The sequence below is a fragment of the Kutzneria sp. NPDC051319 genome (assembly GCF_040682195.1).
GTDB lineage: Bacteria > Actinomycetota > Actinomycetes > Mycobacteriales > Pseudonocardiaceae > Kutzneria.
This window is the reverse complement of record NZ_JBFBAM010000006.1, coordinates 155,569-171,055: the sequence shown is the minus strand read 5'-3', so window position 1 is coordinate 171,055 and position 15,487 is coordinate 155,569. Positions and strand designations below refer to the sequence as shown.

Here is a 15,487-nt window from a genome sequence, read left to right as displayed (position 1 = left end):
ACGGATCCTGACATGACCAGAGCAACGGGGGGCGATGACGCGCGCCCGCACGTCGTCGTCATCAACCGGTGGCGTGAGCACTACGCCGACTACCACCGCTATCTCGACCATTCGACGCATCGGGTCACCTACGTCAGCACCGAGATCGGCCTCAGTTCGGTGCCGCCGGCCGCGACCGACATCGCACTCGTCGACGCCACCGACGATTTGCCGCAGGCCCGCGCGGCATTGGCCGAACTCGTTTCGAAGTACGGCCCGCCGCACCGCATCGTGGCATTGAAGGAGGACGACCTGCTCGTCGGCGCCCAGCTGCGCGAGGAGTGGGGCGTGCCGGGACACCGGCCGGCCGATCTGCTGAGGTTCCGCGACAAGTTCCTGATGGGCCAGGCCATCGCGGCCGCCGGGCTGCCCATCCCCGCGTTCGCCACGGTGACCGGGCCGGAGTCGGTGCTCGACTTCGCCGACATCCATGGCTGGCCGGTCGTGATCAAGCCCCGCATCGGCAGCTCCAGCGCCGGCGTCGTGGTGCTGGACGGTCCGGCGGCGCTGGCCTCGTTCGAGCTCACCGACGAGCCGATGTTGGTGCAGGCGTTCAATCCGCACCCGATCCACCACGTGGACGGCGTGTTCACCGGCACGGATCTGGCCTGCCTGCGGGTTTCTCGCTACGTCAACACCTGCCTGGGCTTCCGCGAGGGCTCCTTCCTCGGCTCGGTCGAGGTGGACGACCCTGTGGTGATCGGCGCGGTTCGCGCCGCCGCCACCGACTTCCTCCGTGCCCTCACCGACCGGCCTACGCCCCTGCACCTCGAAGTGTTCTTCGACGGCGAGACCTGCACCTTCCTGGAGGTCGGGGCCCGGGCCGGCGGCTCGGAGATCCCGTTCATCTGGCGTGACCTGCACGGTTACGACCTCATGCGCGCCGCCTTCGACCTCCAGCTGGGCCTTGAGCCCCAGCTACCCCCGACAACACGTGTTGTCGAGGTCGGCGGCTGGCTGCTGATCCCGGCGCCCGCGGCTCGCCCGTGCCGGATCACCGAGGTGACATCGATGGTCGGCGGCCAGCCCGGGCCGTACGCGGAGGCGCTGCTCGGCGTCGGCGAGATCCTGCCTGAGGCCGATGCCTACTACGAGCACGTGGGCGGCCGGTTCCGCTTCCGTGGCCGGTCGAGCGCCGAGGTGGCCGAAGCCCTGGAGGCGACGGCGAAAGGCTTCCGGGTCAGCGCGGAACCGGTCGAGCGGGTGGGTGCCCGATGAACAACGACCAGGTCCTGCGGGACTACTCGGAGCAGATCCTCGACGGCGACGGCGGCAACGACTACGAGCGCTACATGCACACGGGCACGCTGCTGTCGTTGCAGCGGCGGCCCGAGGAGGTCGTGCACCGCGACGAGCTGCTGTTCCAGGTGGTGCACCAGTCCACCGAGCTGTGGCTCAAGCTCGCCCACGCCGAGCTCGTCACCGCGACCGACCGGCTCCGTGCCCGTGACCTCGACGCCACGGTCGCCCTGCTGACCCGGGCCTCGCTCGGCCTCGTGCTGGTGACCGAACAGCTGGAGATGATGCACCACCTGTCGCCATGGGACTTCCAGACCATGCGGACCGTGCTCGGGCACGGCTCCGGCGCGGACTCCCCCGGCTGGCGTTCGATCCACCGGCAGGGCAACGCGCTCGGCCGCGTGTTCGCCGAGTACGTGGCCGCCGAGGGGGTCGACCTGGCCGAGCTGTACCGCAGCCAGGTGCACAGCCCCGAGCACCGGCTGGCCGAGGCGATGATCGAGTTCGACGAGCGGGTGTCGCTGTGGCGGGTGCGGCACTACAAGATGCTCACCCGGGTCATCGGCAACGAGGTCTTCGGCACCCAGGGCACCCGCACCGACGTGCTGGCCCGGCTGATCGAGGACCGGTTCTTCCCAGAGCTGTGGCGGCTGCGCACCGAGCTGACCGAGACCGGCCCGATGGGTCGGTATCACCTCGGGACGTCGTCGTGAGCCTGTCCCCTGCCGCCTTCCGGACCCACTTTCCCGTGCTGGGCACCAAGGTCCACCTGGCTAGTTGCAGCCTCGGCGCGCGGTCGGTGGACGTGGACGCCGCGCTGGAGCAGATGCGGGCCGACATGTCCTGGGACCGCTTCGAGGACCAGCTGCGCCAGGCCCGGCACGGCTTCGCGGCCCTGGTCGGCGCTCGGCCGGAGCAGATCGCCGTGGTGCCCAACGCCTCCGTCGGGGCCTACCAGGTCGCCTCCACAATGGACTTCGCTCGGCGATCGAAGATCGTGACCACAGACCTGGAATTCCCGTCCGTGGCCCACGTCTGGTTGGCGCAACGCCCGCGCGGCGCGGAAGTCGTGTTCGGCGGCGAGATCGACGCCGACACGCGGCTCGTGTCGACGCCCATGACCGGGTACCAGTACAGCGAGCGGCTGCCCGTCGCCGACGTCGTCCAGCGCGCCCATGAGGCCGGCGCGGAGGTGTTCGTCGACGCCTACCAGGCCGTGGGCACCGAACCCGTCGACGTCGACCGGCTGGGCTGCGACTACCTCGTCGCCGGCACCATGAAGTACCTGCTGGGCCTGCCGGGCCTCGCCTTCCTCTACGCGCGCTCCCCCGAGCGCACCGATCGTGATCCGCAGCTGACCGGTTGGTTCGGCCGGACCGACCCGTTCGCCTTCGACCCGCGGCGGCTGGATTTCGCCTCCACGGCAACGAGGTTCGAGACGGGCACCCCCGCCGTGCCGGCCGTCTACGCGGCCAACGCCGGGTTGCGGCTGATCGCCCGGACCGACCTCACCGCCGTCCGCGAGCACGTCCTCGGGCTCACCGACGTGGCCGTCGATCGCCTGACCGCGATGGGCCACACGGTCCGGGCCCTGCCCCGCGATCGGCGAGGCGCGCACATCGGGCTGGTCGACGCCGATCCCGTCGGCCTCGCGAAGCGGTTGACAGAGCACGACATCGCGGTCAGTCCCCGTGGCGACGTCGTGCGCCTGTCGTTCCACCACCACAGCAACAGCGACGACATCGACGCGCTCTGCGCGGCACTTTCCCGAATCGAGCGACAGAACCATGTCCACGGCTGAGTTACGCACCTGGCTCCACGAATCCGACCCCAAGAAGTTCCCCTACGCCGCCGTCGTCGGCCACTACCGCCGTGTCGGCAAGCACTTCGTGCGCCCCGAGCTGCTGTCCCTGCTGGCCGAGGTCCGCGACCGGCTGCCGTCCATGCACGGTCCCTGGGAGCACATCCAGACCCTTGCGTCCTTTCTGGACACCGCGCTGGACAAGCCGGACCAGCGCTACGACTACCCGACCTACCTCGCCCTCGCCCTGCTGCAACTGCCCACTGTGGACGACCCGGTGGAGCAGGCGCCGTTCGCCCGTTCACGGTGCGACCGACTGATCGCGCAACTGGTGGCCGACGCGCTGGCGTTCGAGGTCGCCGCCGCCGAGGGCGCGACCGCGCTGCTGCCGGAGATGCGACCCGATCCGGACCTGGTCGTCAAGCGCTGCAAGCACGGCCTGCGCGTGATCCGACCCGTGCTGGCCCGGATGTCTCTCGACGGCGGCCTCACCGCCACCGAGCCGCTTGAGCTGGCGCGGCAGGCGTGTTCCGTCGTACAGGCGGACATGTCGTTCAGCGAGGAACGGGCGCAGGAGCTGAGCGTGCTGCCGGTCTACACCGCACACGACGAGTACCTGTTCCTGCGTGTGCTCCAGACGTTCGAGACGACGTTCTCCCTGCTGGCCGTGCTGCTTCGCGGCGTGACGGCCGCGCTGGCCGACCGCGAGATCGACCGGGCCGCCCATTTCCTGGCCACGGCCGAGAACGCGCTGCGGGAGTCCGCGCCGCTGTTCTCCATGCTGGCCACCATGCAGGTCGAGTCGTTCCGCACCTTCCGCGAGTTCACCGAAGGCGCGAGCGCGATCCAGTCCCGCAACTACAAGCTTGTCGAGTCGCTGTGCCGGGCGCCCGACCCCGACCGCGTCGACTCGGCCGCCTTCCACTCCGCGCCGGACGTGCGGGAGCGCGTGCTGGCCGGACAGGACACTTTGGACTGTGCCTTCCGTGAGCTGTGCGATTCCGGCGTCAGCAAGCAGGATCGCGAACGGATCGCCGAGGGCATGAAGAGCTTCGCCCGCGCGCTGATGCGATGGCGCAACACCCACTACCGGTTGGCTGTGCGCATGCTCGGCGAGGCGTCCGGCACCGGATACACGGAGGGCACGCCGTATCTGAAGGCCGTGCGGACCATTCCGGTGTTCCATGCCGTTGACGTGGCCGACGAGGAGACCGACGAGACTGCGAGGACCCGATGACTGATTTCGACGCACCCGTCGGCATCGTCGGGGCAGGCCCGGTCGGCCTGGTCGCGGCGCTGCGGCTGGCCCGGTTCGGGGTGCCGACCGTGCTGCTGGAAGCCAGGCCCGAGCTGCTCAAGCAGGGCTCCAAGGCCTGCCTGATCCAGGGCGACGTGCTGGAGATCCTGGACAAGTTCGGTTGTGCCGAAACGATTCGAGACGAAGGCGTGACGTGGACCGTGGCGCACACCTACGTGCGCAACCGGGTCATCCGCTCCGCCGAGTACCCGCGCGGCCTCGGGTTCGGCCCGTTCGTGAACATCTCGCAGCACCGCATCGAGCAGGTGTTGGTCGAGGCCGCCGAGGCCAACCCGCTGTGCGATCTGCGTTGGGGGCACGAGGTTGTCGAGGTGGCACAGGACTCAGACGGCGTGACCGTACGGGTCGACACCCCTGACGGCGAGCGGGATCTGCGGTTCGCCCACCTCGTCGCGGCCGACGGCGTGCGCAGCAAGATGCGTGAGCTGATGCAGGTGGACTGGACCGGCTACACGCACAAGGACCGGTTCCTGATCACCGACATCAAGGCGAAGCTGCCGCTGGCCAAGGAACGCCACTTCCACTACGACCCGTCCTTCAATCCCGGCCGGCAGCTGGTGATGCACCCGCAGCCCAACGACATCTGGCGCATCGACTGGCAGCTGCCGCCGGACGCCGACATCGAGGCCGAGCGCCTGGACGGCCGCTTCGACCAGCGGGTGCGCGCGGTGATCGGCGACATCCCGTACGAGATCGACTGGGTCAGCACCTATCGGTTCCACCAGCGGGTCGTGGCGCGCCTGCGGGTCGGGCGGGTGCTGTTCGCCGGCGACGCCGCGCATTCCCTGCCCCCGTACGGTTCCCGCGGCATGAACAGCGGCATCCAGGACGCCGACAACCTGGCCTGGAAGCTCGCGTCCATCCACAATGGAGAAGCCGGCGAGGAGTTGCTGGAGTCCTACCACGTCGAGCGATACGCGGCGGCTCGCGAGAACCTGCGGGTCACCGAGGCCACCATCCGGTTCATGGTGCCGCCCAACCGCCTTCGCCGCTGGGCCCGGGCCGCGTTGTTGGGACTGTCACATTCGCTGGGGCTGGCCCAGAAGCACGTCAACAGCGGGCGCATGGCCGAGCCGTACGTCTACACCTGCTCGCCCATCGTTCAGCCGGCCGACGACTCCCTGCTGGGGTCGTTCGCGCCGGACCTGCCGATCGTCGAGGAGCCGTTGCGGCTGCGGCGGCTGCTCGGGCACCGCTTTGTCGCACTGTGCTTCGCCACCACCGGCCGTCGCGCCGCCGAGTTGTTGCAGCAGGCCCGTTCCAGCTCGTGTGACCTGATCGTGGTGATGCCCGAGGGTGCACCGACGGACGGCGTTCCCGCCGACGCGCGGGTCGTTCGATCGTCCGACGCCGCCTCGCTCGCCCGATACGGCACGGTCGGCGGCGCCTGGTGGGTCGTACGACCGGATGGACATCTCGCCGCCCGTGGCACCAAGGGCGAGGATTTCGCCGCGGCCCTACGATTCTCCGCCGGCGTCGACCGCACACTCGTGAAGGGATCCCCCGCATGACCGCCCCCGATTACGCCTGGCAGAACGGCCGTCTGGTCCGGTGGGACGAGTGCGTCGTGCACGCCCGCAGCCAGGGCGCCTTCTGGGGCGCCAACGTCTTCGAGGGCGTCCGGGCCTACGCCGATGACGGCGCCATGCGGGCGTTCCGCCTGGACGATCACCTGGCCCGGCTGCGGCGCTCGATGAAGAGCCTGCACATGGAGATCGCCCACAGCGACGCCGAGCTCAAGCGGGCATGCCTGGACCTGGTGCGGGCCAACGACCTCACGGTCGACACGCATCTCTGCGTGGTGGCCTACTTCGACCAGGGCCCGAACTTCGACCCGCTGGCCTACACCACTTCCACCGGCGTGCACATCACCGCACTGCCGATGCCGCGCTCCCCCAAGCACGAAGTCGGTGCCGCTGCGAGCATCGCTTCGTGGCGGCGGATCAGCGACGACTCCATGCCGCCACGGATCAAGACCGGCGCCAACTACCACAACAGCCGGCTGGCCCAGCACGAAGCCGTGCGCAATGGTTACGACACAACGCTGCTGCTGAACCAGCGTGGCACCGTGGCCGAGGCGCCGGGCGCATGCGTGGTGATGGTCCGCGACGGCGTGCTCGTCACGCCGCCGGGCACCAGCGGCGTGCTGGAGGGCATCACCGTCGACACCGTGGCCCGCCTGGCCGAGGAGAGGCTCGGACTTTCCTTGCACCGCCGCGAGATCGACCGCACCGAGCTGTACGTGGCCGACGAGGTCTTCCTCTGCGGCACGCTGGCCGAACTGCTGCCCATCACCAGCGTCGACCGAACCCCCGTGGGCAGCGGCCGACGCGGCCCGATCACCGCCCTGTTGCAGAACCACTACGACGACGTCGCCCGGGGCCGCAGCGACCATCCCGAGTGGAGCACGCTCGTGCCCGCCCGACAGGAGGTGTCGGCATGACCGTGCTCGCCGACCTGTTGACCGCCTTGGGCACCGGTGCGGTCGAGGTGATCGACCTGACCGCGCCGCTGTCCGAGGACACGCCGATCATCGACCTGCCGGCCGACCGCGGCCAGCCATGGCCGTTCTCCCGCGAGGTGATCAGCGAGTTCGACGCCGCGGGCCCGACCGTGCACTGGAACAACATCAGGCTGTCCGAGCACACCGGCACCCACTTCGACGCGCCGTCGCACTGGCTGTCCGGCAAGGGAACCCAGGACGTCTCGCAGGTTCCGCCGGGTCGGCTGGTCGCGCCGGCGGCGGTGATCGACCTGTCGCACGAGGTGGCCCAAGACCCGGACTTCCTGCTGCGGCGGGAACACGTCAAGGCGTGGATCAATGAGCACGGCCCGCTGCCCGACGGCGGCTGGCTGCTGTATCGGACCGGGTGGGACGCCCGTGGCGGCGACGCCAAGGCGTTCATCAACGGCCGGCATACCCCGGGCGTGTCGGCGGACTGCGCGCGGTGGCTGGCGTCGGAGACGCCGGTGATCGGTCTCGGCGTGGAGACCGTCGGCACCGACGCCGGGCTGGCCGGCGAGTTCGAGCAGCCGTTCCCGTGCCACTGGTTCCTGCACGGGGCCGGCAAGTACGGCCTGACGCAGCTGCGCAATCTCGCGCTGCTGCCGCCGACCGGCGCGGTGGTCATCACGTCGCCGCTGCCGATCGTCGGCGGCTCCGGCAGCCCGACCAGGGTGCTCGCCCTCGTCACCCGTCCGTGAGATCCGGTCCGTACAACGTCAAGTCCGCCGGGAACGGCCGGCGCACTTCCCGATACTGGAATTCACGTGACCGAAGGGACCCACCCATGCCGGACTACCTCTCCCTGCTCGACACCCGCCGCCGCGGCGCGCTGGTGACCATCAAACGCGATGGGCGCCCGCAGTTGTCCAATGTGGACTTCGACTACGACGCCACGGAGCGCATGGTGCGCCTGTCCACCACCGACGACCGCGCCAAGATCGCCAACCTGCGTCGGGACCCCCGGGTCAGCCTGCACGTCACGCTGCCCGAAGGCTCCGCCTACGCGGTGTTCGAGGGCGTGGCCGAGCTGTCGGCCGTGGCCGCCGACCCGCACGACAAGGCCGTCGAGGAGCTCGTCGAGGTGTTCCGCGGCGTGCAGGGCGAGCACCCCGACTGGGACGACTACCGGCGGGCCATGGTCGCCGACCGCCGCCTCGTCGTCCGCTTTCGCATCGACCACGCCTACGGCTACCTGCCGGCCTGAACCCCTTCACCCGAAAGGCTTTCCGAGATGCCCCGCCTGAACGTGATCATCGCCAGCACCCGCCCCGGCCGCTCCGGCCCGGCGGTGGCCGAGTGGTTCACGAAGATCGCCGAGAAGCACGGCCGGTTCGAGGTGCGCCTGGTCGACCTGGCCGAGATCGGCCTGCCGCTGCTGGACGAGCCCAACCACCCGTCCGAGCGCAACTACACCAAGCAGCACACCAAGGACTGGAGCGCCTCGGTGGACGCCGCCGACGCCTTCGTGTTCGTCGCGCCCGAGTACAACTACTCCATCAACGCGGCGCTGAAGAACGCCATCGACTACCTGTACTTCGAGTGGCAGTACAAGCCGGTCGGCATCGTCAGTTACGGCAACACCTCGGCCGGCCTGCGGGCCGCGCAGATGACCAAGCAGGTCGTCACCACGCTGAAGATGGTGCCGGTGCCCGAGTGCGTGGCCATCCACTTCATCGGCCAGCACATCGACGGCGACGGCGCCTTCACCGGCACCGATGCCATGTCCGCCTCGGCCGAGGGCATGCTGGACGAGCTGCACAGCGTCGCCGAGGCACTGGAACCGTTGCGTGCCAAGGCCGTCGGATGAGTCCGCACGTGATCGTCGTCGGCAGCGGCGGCCGGCCCTACCGCGAGTACGCGTTCGCCTCGCTGGCGCGGCGGTACCGGCTGTCCGCGCTGCTGCCGGCCGAGCCCACGTGGCAGAGCCTCTACCTCGACTCCTGGCGGGTCGTCGACTTCGCCGACGACGCCGCCGTGGCCGAGGGGCTGCGGGCGTTGGCCCGGTCCGACTCCGGCGTGCTCACCTGGGACGAGACCGTGTTGGAGAGCACCGCCCGGGCCGCCGAGAAGCTGTCCCTGCGGCACATGTCGGCCGAGGCCGCCGCCCGTTGCCGTGACAAGTACCTGACCCGGTCCCTGTTGTCGGCCGCCGGGTTGTCCTCTGTGCGCCACGGCCTGGCCCACAGCGCCGACGAGGCCGTGTCCATCGCTTCCTCGTTGGGGTTCCCCGTTGTCGTCAAGCCTCGCGCCCTGGCCGGCAGCGTCGGCGTCGCCCTCGCCACGTCGGTCGACGAGGTTCGGGAGGCATTCGGGCTGGCCGCCGGGGCCGCGTTCGCCACGCTGGCCACCGGGCACGGGATTCTGGTCGAGGAGTACCTCGACGGGCCGGAGATCAGCGTCGACAGCGTCGTGTCCGGCGGCACTGTCCAGTGTGTGCACGTCGCTCGCAAGCGCCTCGGCTTCGCGCCGCACTTCGAGGAGGTCGGGCACCTGCTGACGGACTGGGCGGATGAGCCTTGGGCCGGCGCCGTGCGCGATCTCGTCGTCGGCGCGCACCAGGCCCTCGGTGTGGAGCTTGGTGTCACCCATACCGAGCTGCGCCTCACCGCCGACGGGCCTCGGCTGGTCGAGCTCAACGGCCGACTCGGCGGGGATCTCATCCCCTACGCCGGCTTCCTCGCCACCGGCGTCGACCTCGTCGTCGCCGCGGCCGAGCTGTCCCTCGGCCGGGTGCCCGACCTGACCCCGGCGCACTCCCGCTCGGCCGAGGTTCGTTTCGTGTACCCACCGTTCGACGCCGTGGTGCACCGGGTGGATGTCGCTGCCGCCGCCGAGGTCCCCGGCATCGAGCACGTCGCCGCCCTGGCCGAGCCCGGCGCCACGCTGCGTCTCCCGCCGCGCGGAGCCATCCCCCGGCTGGCCGCCCTCGTCGCCGTGACCTCTGACAACACTTGTTGTCAGGCCGCCCTGGACGCCGCCGAGGCGTTGATCACCTGCGAGGTCACTCGTGCCTAGGCCGGTCAATGGCCTCATCGCCACTCACGGGCTGTCGTCGTTCTGCCTCGGACTGGTGTTCCCGTACACCGCCATCTACCTGTCCGACCTGCCGAGCGTCGGCACGCCCGGGGTGGCGGTGTTCTACGCCTGCTCCGGCGGCGCCAACCTCGCCACCGCCCTGCTGCTCAGCACCGGCGTGCTCCGCCTTCGCGGCGTGCCCCTCGGTGTGCTCGGCACCTTGCTGTGGTTCGTCGGCTACTTCGCCCTCTACCTCGCCGGCTCCTACCCCGCCGTCATCGCCGCCGGGCTGGCCATCGGCGTCGGGCAGGGCAGCTTCCTCGCCGCCATCATCCCCATCGTCAACTCCCTGGTGACCGCCCAGGAACGCCGTCGGGTCTTCGCCCGGCGCTACGCCGTGCTGAACGGCACCCTCGCCCTGGGCTCACTCGTCGCCGCCGGGCTCACGCTCGCCTTGCCCCGCACCGTGATCCCTTATCTGTTCCTCGCCAACGCCGTCGGCATGCTGCCCGTCACCATCGCGATTCTGCTCGTACGCAAGCACTTGCCCACCGTCGCCGAGGAGCGGGAGTCCTCCGCCACCCCGGTCGGCCAGCTGTGGCGGATCACCCTGTCCGCCGCCGTCTTCCAGCTCGCCGTCTACCTCTTCGGGCTCAGCCAGTTCGAGGCCACCGCTCCCCTGGTCTCCGTCAACCTCATGGCCATGGGCCTGTCCACCGTGTCCCTGCTGCTCATCGTCGACGTCGGCGTGATCGCCTCGTGCCAAGCCCTCATCACCCGCCTGCTGGAGAAGCGCCCCGAGCTCTTCGGCCTCCGCGTGGCGATGCTGCTCTGGGTCGCCGGCTACCTCTGCGCCGCCGTCGCCTCTTTCGGCTCGTATCCCCTGCGCCTCACCGGTCTGCTCGCCTACGCCGTCCTCTTCGCCCTCGGCGAGTGCGCCTACTCCGCCTCATTCCACCCCTGGCTCATCTCCCTCGTCCCCGACCGCGACCTCACCCGCGCCAACGCCCTCGTCAACTCCATGATGGGCATCGGCAACCTCGCCGGCCCCTCCATCGGCGTCACCCTCGCCCTCACCGGCAGCGCTCCCACCGTCTGGCTCACCCTCGCCGCCTGCTGCGCCGTCGTCACCTTCGCCACCGCCCGCACCCGCCGACGTCAGGCCGTCACGGCTTAGGCGGGCCGGCGTTGATGCGGCGGAGGACCGGGTCGAGGCGGTCGATGTCGGGGCCGGTCTGGAGCTGGCGCTCGTCCCACCAGGTGGCGCCGGCCTCGGCCAAGGGGGCGAGGATGTCGGCGGCGGTGGCGGGATCGGTGGCGCCGCCGAGGACGACGTCGAAGGCACCGTCCGCGTCCGGACGGTGCTCGTGGACGTAGGCGACCATGTCGCGGACCTGGTCGACGGGCGGGATCTGGCCGTGGCGGGCGGTTTCGAACAGCGGGACGACGCCGTCCCAGCGCGCGGCGCGGCGGAAAGGGCGTCGGGCGGGCCAGAAGCCGCCGACCCAGACAGGCGGGCGGGGTTGCTGCACGGTGGCCGGGAGCAGGGTGACGTCCCGGACCTGGTAGCGCGGCCCGTCGTGGGTGACGGGGTGGCCGGACCAGTAGCGCGCGAGCAGGTCGAGGCCCTCGTCGAGGCGCGCGGCCAGGACGACGGGGTCGGTGGGTTCGCCGAAGCTGCCGAACTCGTCCTCGATGGGGCCGCCGAGGCCGGCGCCGAAGATGACCCGGCCGCCGCTGAGGGCATCGAGGGTGGCGACCTGGCGGGCCAGCTGCTCGGGACGACGCCGGGCGACTGGGGTGACCAAGGTGCCCAGACGGATGCGGGTTGTGGCCAGGGCGGCGGCGGTGAGCAGCATCCACGGGTCGCCGAAGGGGACACCGCGGCGGAGATTCTTGTTGTGCACCAAGTGATCCCAGACGAACAGGCCGTCCCAGCCGGCCTGCTCGGCCTCGACGGCCACGCGGGCGACGGTGCGGGCATCGGCGAAGTCGCCGAAGTTGGGGAGATTGATCGAAAAGCGCATCGCAGCTCCTGGTCAGCGGAGATCGTCGACAGTGGCGGGACGGCCGGGCAGGTCGGAGTCGACCCGGAGACCGTCGAGGTAGATCTGCAGGCTGCGGTGGGCGAAGGGCTCGACATCGGACCAGGACCGGCCGGCCGGCGGACGGGTGAGCTGGGCCAGCGACATGAGCACGTCGGCGAAGCTGACGTCGGAGCGGATCTCACCGGCCTGCTGGGCGGCGGTGACGAGGGTGTCGACGGCGGTGATCACGCGCTGCTTGAGGTCCGCGAGGCCGGCGTGGTCGGCCGACGAGAGCAGCGGACAGAGGATGGTGATCCGCTGGTCGGCGACGGCATGGACGAAGCCGCACAACGCCGCGTAGGGGTCGGGCGAGGACTCGACGGCGAGCTCGGCGGCGTCGGCGGTGCGGGTCATGACGCAGCGAACAACCTCGTGCAGCAAGGAAGTGCGGTCGGCGAAGTGCCGGTAGACGGTGGCGTTGCCGATGGCGGCCCGCTTGGCGATGTCGTCGAGGGCGGCGTCGGGGCCGTGCTCGGCGAACACGTCGGTGGCGGCGGCCAGGATGCGCGCGCGGTTGCGGAGCGCGTCGGCGCGAACGGTCGGCATTCGCCCTCCTCTCACTAAGTGGGGATTCTATCCACGCTTGTGCTACCGTGACAAACGGGGAGCAAGTCCCCACTTATCCGGGAGGGATCATGCGCTTCGGACTGATCGTGGACTTCCGCCGGTCGCCGACGGAGACCCGCAGCTCGGCGGCGGTGTACGCGGACACCGTGGAACACCTGGTGCACGCCGAGAAGCTGGGCTTCGGACACGCCCTGATCGGCGAACACCACTTCACCGACGACCATTTCGTGCCATCGCCGCTGATCGCGGCCACGGCCATCGCCGCCCACACGACGACGATGCGTGTGGCGACCAACGTGGCGCTGCTGCCGCTGTACCACCCGGTCCGGCTGGCGGAGGACGTCGCGGTGCTGGACGTGCTGTCCAACGGCCGCGTCGATCTGGGCGTCGGCGTCGGATACAACGCCGTCGAGTTCGCCGGTTACGGCGTCGCCCGGGAGGACATCGGCAAGCGGGCCAACGAAAACCTGGACATCGTGCGCCGGCTGCTCGTCGGGGACACCGTCAACGGCGCGAAGATCACGCCGCCGCCGGTGCAGCAGCCGCACCCACCGATCTGGGTCGGCGGCACCAGTCGCGCTGCCGTCCGACGGGCCGCCCTCTACGGCGACGCCTACACCGGCCCCGCCGATCCGGACGTCTGGCGCATGTACCTGGAGGAACTGGCGCCGACCGGCAAGGAACCGCACCTCAACCTCACCGGCAGCCCCTGGCTTTTCGTCTCCGAGGACCCCGAGCGCACCCTCGCCCTCGTCGGCCCCGGCCTGTTGCACTGGTTCAACGAGGCCGCACGCCTGGCCGCTTCCAACAACATGGCCAACGCCGGTATCCGGAGCATGGCCACCATCGAGGATCTGCGCGGCGTGGTCTCGATCCTCACGCCGGACGACATGGTCGCGAAGATCCGGTCCATGGTCGGCGATCTCCCGGTCGGCACCTTCGGCCTCCGGCTGGCCGCGCCGGGCCTGCCGTCACGGGACGTCGACGATCACCTGGAACTGTTCGCCAGCAAGGTGATTCCCCACTTCGCGTGAGGCGATGCGCCGACAGTCCAGCGCGGCGAGATGCTGGCGCACCCGGTCGGCAGCGGCCCCCTGATAGACGTTCAGCACGGTTGACCACACCTCGCGGGCCTGGTCGTGCTGGTCAAGAGCGCGGTGGACGTGCCCAAGCTGCTCCAGCGTTCGGGCGGCCTCGAAGTCGTTGCGCCACAACGCGACGGCCTGCCGATAGCATTGAAGAGCGCACTCGGGGTGGCCGGTGTGCTGGGCGATGTAACCCCGACTGTCCAGGACCGCCGCCTCGTCCTCCAGCGTCAGGGCCTGACCCAGATGCGCCAGGGCTTCCTGGTGTTGACCCAGATCGGCATGGGCGCGACCGAGATAACGATGGGCCTGGACGTCATGGGAAACGGCCGCGAGACGCCAGGAGGCGAGTTCGGCGTCACGATCGGACTGCCGGAGGTGGAAGGTGGTCATGGCCCACGCCAACTGCCGAACCGCGCGGGAATGGCCACGCTCGGCGGCCCATAGTTGCACGGCAAGGAGATTGGCGTGTTCGGCGGCGAACCAGGCCAGCGCCGCCGGCTCATCCATCGGCTCCGGCGCGTCGAGTTCCGGGGACGCCCGGTGCGGATCCAGCACGTGATCGGCGGCGAGGGCGGAGCGGACGTAGAAATCGAGCAGTCCTCGATTCATGTCGAACCCTGGAGTCGCGGCGAAACGGCGGATCAGGTCGTGCATGACGTAGCGGCCATTGGCCTGTCGCCGCAGCAGTGAGGCAGCTTCCAACTCCCGCAACACCTTCACCACTCGCGGCCTCGACAGCCCGGTCAGCGCGGCCGCGGCCGCCGCGCTGATGTCGACGCCCGGGGCAACTCCCAGCAGACCGAAGACCTCCCGCTGCCGCGGGGTCAACGTCCGCAGCGACCACGACAGCACCGCCGGCAGACTGGCGGCCGGATCGGCGTCGTCCAGGGCGTCCAGCCCCAGCTCGGTCAGTTCGGCGGCGAACTCCGACAGCGGGATGTCCGGGTGCGCGTGCGCCCGGCCGGCGACGATGGCCAGCGCCAACGGATATCCCCCGCACAGCCCGATCAACTCGCGGACGACGTCGGGCTCGGCGGCCAGCCGCCAGTCGCCGATCCGCCGCGCCAATAACCCGTACGCCTCGTTGTCCCCCAACACGTCCAGGCGCACATGCCGCACCCCGTGCCGGTGCAGCAAGGCACTCAAGGTCGTCCGGCTGGTGATCAGGACCGTGCACGTGGACGAGCCCGGCAGCAGCGGCGCCACCTGATCGGCACTCGCGGCGTTGTCCAGCACGATCAGCATCCGCCGACCGGCGACATGACTCCGGTACAGGGCCGCGTGTTCGGCCAGCCCACCGCGAAAGTCGTTCACACCGAGGGCGTCCAGGAACCCGCGCAGCGCCGCCAGCGGCTCCGCCGGATCGTCGTCGGGGCCGTGGCCGCGTAGGTCGACAAATAGGTGCCCGTCCGGGAATTCCCCGGCGTGCTCATGCGCCCAGTGCAGCGCGAGCCACGTCTTGCCGATGCCGCCCGGGCCGGTCAACACGGTCGGCACCTCGACGGCGAAGTCGGCCCGGCCGGTGAACCCGTGCGGGGCCGCCGGCAGCTGCCGTGGCCGCGTGGACCGCTCGGCCGGCGGAAGGTCGTTCTCCGCCAGCAGGTCCTCGTACTCGATGGGCGCGAGCCCCAGCACGTCGGCCAGCTGGCGCAGGGTGTCCGGCCGGGGATTGACCCGCGTGCCGTTCTCCATGCCGCGAATGGTGCTGACCGACACGCCGGAGCGGTCGGCGAGCGCCTCCTGCGTGAGCCCGGTCCGCGTGCGGAGCTCCCGCAACGTCGATCGGCGTCGGTCCGCCATCGTTCATCGCCCCCTGCCGCCATGATA

The 15,487-nt window shown here is 70.3% G+C and carries 15 protein-coding genes; 12 read left to right on the top strand and 3 right to left on the bottom strand.

Features of this window, described 5'->3' with window-relative positions; translation table 11 throughout:
• Positions 1–12 precede the first annotated feature (12 nt).
• The 11 genes from AB0M73_RS08120 to AB0M73_RS08070 all read left to right on the top strand — a co-directional run bounded on the left by AB0M73_RS08120 (position 13) and on the right by AB0M73_RS08070 (position 11,095).
• On the top strand, positions 13–1,257 hold the full coding sequence (locus tag AB0M73_RS08120; RefSeq protein ID WP_363888409.1) for a hypothetical protein: 1,245 nt from the start codon (positions 13–15) through the stop codon (positions 1,255–1,257).
• A complete protein-coding gene (locus tag AB0M73_RS08115; RefSeq protein WP_363888406.1) occupies positions 1,254–1,991 on the top strand; it encodes a tryptophan 2,3-dioxygenase family protein in 738 nt (245 codons plus the stop codon). Before AB0M73_RS08120 ends, AB0M73_RS08115 begins: the two co-directional genes overlap by 4 nt.
• Positions 1,988–3,079 (top strand): aminotransferase class V-fold PLP-dependent enzyme, encoded by a 1,092-nt coding sequence (locus AB0M73_RS08110; protein ID WP_363888404.1) that lies wholly within the window; start codon positions 1,988–1,990, stop codon positions 3,077–3,079. Before AB0M73_RS08115 ends, AB0M73_RS08110 begins: the two co-directional genes overlap by 4 nt.
• Positions 3,066–4,316 (top strand): hypothetical protein, encoded by a 1,251-nt coding sequence (locus AB0M73_RS08105; RefSeq protein ID WP_363888402.1) that lies wholly within the window; start codon positions 3,066–3,068, stop codon positions 4,314–4,316. The genes AB0M73_RS08110 and AB0M73_RS08105 overlap by 14 nt, the downstream gene beginning before the upstream one ends.
• On the top strand, positions 4,313–5,908 hold the full coding sequence (locus AB0M73_RS08100; RefSeq protein WP_363888400.1) for an FAD-dependent monooxygenase: 1,596 nt from the start codon (positions 4,313–4,315) through the stop codon (positions 5,906–5,908). The genes AB0M73_RS08105 and AB0M73_RS08100 overlap by 4 nt, the downstream gene beginning before the upstream one ends.
• Positions 5,905–6,840 (top strand): branched-chain-amino-acid transaminase, encoded by a 936-nt coding sequence (ilvE, locus tag AB0M73_RS08095; protein ID WP_363888397.1) that lies wholly within the window; start codon positions 5,905–5,907, stop codon positions 6,838–6,840. The genes AB0M73_RS08100 and ilvE overlap by 4 nt, the downstream gene beginning before the upstream one ends.
• Positions 6,837–7,601: a cyclase family protein gene (locus AB0M73_RS08090; protein ID WP_363888395.1), complete on the top strand. Its 765-nt coding sequence runs from the start codon at positions 6,837–6,839 to the stop codon at positions 7,599–7,601. Before ilvE ends, AB0M73_RS08090 begins: the two co-directional genes overlap by 4 nt.
• Before the next feature lie 86 nt (positions 7,602–7,687).
• Positions 7,688–8,107 carry a PPOX class F420-dependent oxidoreductase gene (locus AB0M73_RS08085; RefSeq protein WP_363888393.1) on the top strand — a complete coding sequence of 140 codons (420 nt, stop codon included), beginning with the start codon at positions 7,688–7,690 and terminating at the stop codon, positions 8,105–8,107.
• Between the two features lie 27 nt (positions 8,108–8,134).
• Positions 8,135–8,710, top strand: coding sequence for an NAD(P)H-dependent oxidoreductase (locus AB0M73_RS08080; RefSeq protein ID WP_363888391.1), 576 nt, complete (start codon positions 8,135–8,137; stop codon positions 8,708–8,710).
• Positions 8,707–9,918, top strand: coding sequence for an ATP-grasp domain-containing protein (locus tag AB0M73_RS08075; protein ID WP_363888389.1), 1,212 nt, complete (start codon positions 8,707–8,709; stop codon positions 9,916–9,918). Before AB0M73_RS08080 ends, AB0M73_RS08075 begins: the two co-directional genes overlap by 4 nt.
• Entirely contained in the window at positions 9,911–11,095 is a 1,185-nt protein-coding gene (locus tag AB0M73_RS08070) for an MFS transporter (protein WP_043726077.1), read from the top strand. Before AB0M73_RS08075 ends, AB0M73_RS08070 begins: the two co-directional genes overlap by 8 nt.
• Here the strand turns inward: AB0M73_RS08070 and AB0M73_RS08065 are convergent.
• Together AB0M73_RS08065 and AB0M73_RS08060 are read right to left on the bottom strand one after the other, a co-directional pair.
• Complete coding sequence (locus AB0M73_RS08065; protein ID WP_363888386.1) at positions 11,085–11,945, bottom strand: LLM class flavin-dependent oxidoreductase; 861 nt, start codon at positions 11,943–11,945, stop codon at positions 11,085–11,087. The genes AB0M73_RS08070 and AB0M73_RS08065 overlap by 11 nt on opposite strands.
• A gap of 12 nt (positions 11,946–11,957) precedes the next feature.
• Complete coding sequence (locus tag AB0M73_RS08060; RefSeq protein WP_363888384.1) at positions 11,958–12,551, bottom strand: helix-turn-helix domain-containing protein; 594 nt, start codon at positions 12,549–12,551, stop codon at positions 11,958–11,960.
• Positions 12,552–12,640: 89 nt separating this feature from the next.
• On the opposite strand from AB0M73_RS08060, the gene AB0M73_RS08055 reads away from it, so the two are divergent.
• Complete coding sequence (locus tag AB0M73_RS08055; RefSeq protein ID WP_363888381.1) at positions 12,641–13,606, top strand: LLM class flavin-dependent oxidoreductase; 966 nt, start codon at positions 12,641–12,643, stop codon at positions 13,604–13,606.
• Here the strand turns inward: AB0M73_RS08055 and AB0M73_RS08050 are convergent.
• Complete coding sequence (locus tag AB0M73_RS08050; protein WP_363888379.1) at positions 13,544–15,460, bottom strand: helix-turn-helix domain-containing protein; 1,917 nt, start codon at positions 15,458–15,460, stop codon at positions 13,544–13,546. The genes AB0M73_RS08055 and AB0M73_RS08050 overlap by 63 nt on opposite strands.
• Positions 15,461–15,487 lie beyond the last annotated feature (27 nt).

Bases quoted from the DNA above. Each gene is read 5' to 3' on its own strand.
- AB0M73_RS08120 (WP_363888409.1), top strand. From the start codon at position 13: ATGACCAGAGCAACGGGGGGCGATGACGCGCGCCCGCACGTCGTCGTC.
- AB0M73_RS08115 (WP_363888406.1), top strand. From the start codon at position 1,254: ATGAACAACGACCAGGTCCTGCGGGACTACTCGGAGCAGATCCTCGAC.
- AB0M73_RS08105 (WP_363888402.1), top strand. From the start codon at position 3,066: ATGTCCACGGCTGAGTTACGCACCTGGCTCCACGAATCCGACCCCAAG.
- AB0M73_RS08100 (WP_363888400.1), top strand. From the start codon at position 4,313: ATGACTGATTTCGACGCACCCGTCGGCATCGTCGGGGCAGGCCCGGTC.
- ilvE (WP_363888397.1), top strand. From the start codon at position 5,905: ATGACCGCCCCCGATTACGCCTGGCAGAACGGCCGTCTGGTCCGGTGG.
- AB0M73_RS08090 (WP_363888395.1), top strand. From the start codon at position 6,837: ATGACCGTGCTCGCCGACCTGTTGACCGCCTTGGGCACCGGTGCGGTC.
- AB0M73_RS08085 (WP_363888393.1), top strand. From the start codon at position 7,688: ATGCCGGACTACCTCTCCCTGCTCGACACCCGCCGCCGCGGCGCGCTG.
- AB0M73_RS08080 (WP_363888391.1), top strand. From the start codon at position 8,135: ATGCCCCGCCTGAACGTGATCATCGCCAGCACCCGCCCCGGCCGCTCC.
- AB0M73_RS08075 (WP_363888389.1), top strand. From the start codon at position 8,707: ATGAGTCCGCACGTGATCGTCGTCGGCAGCGGCGGCCGGCCCTACCGC.
- AB0M73_RS08065 (WP_363888386.1), bottom strand. From the start codon at position 11,945: ATGCGCTTTTCGATCAATCTCCCCAACTTCGGCGACTTCGCCGATGCC.
- AB0M73_RS08060 (WP_363888384.1), bottom strand. From the start codon at position 12,551: ATGCCGACCGTTCGCGCCGACGCGCTCCGCAACCGCGCGCGCATCCTG.
- AB0M73_RS08055 (WP_363888381.1), top strand. From the start codon at position 12,641: ATGCGCTTCGGACTGATCGTGGACTTCCGCCGGTCGCCGACGGAGACC.
- AB0M73_RS08050 (WP_363888379.1), bottom strand. From the start codon at position 15,460: ATGGCGGACCGACGCCGATCGACGTTGCGGGAGCTCCGCACGCGGACC.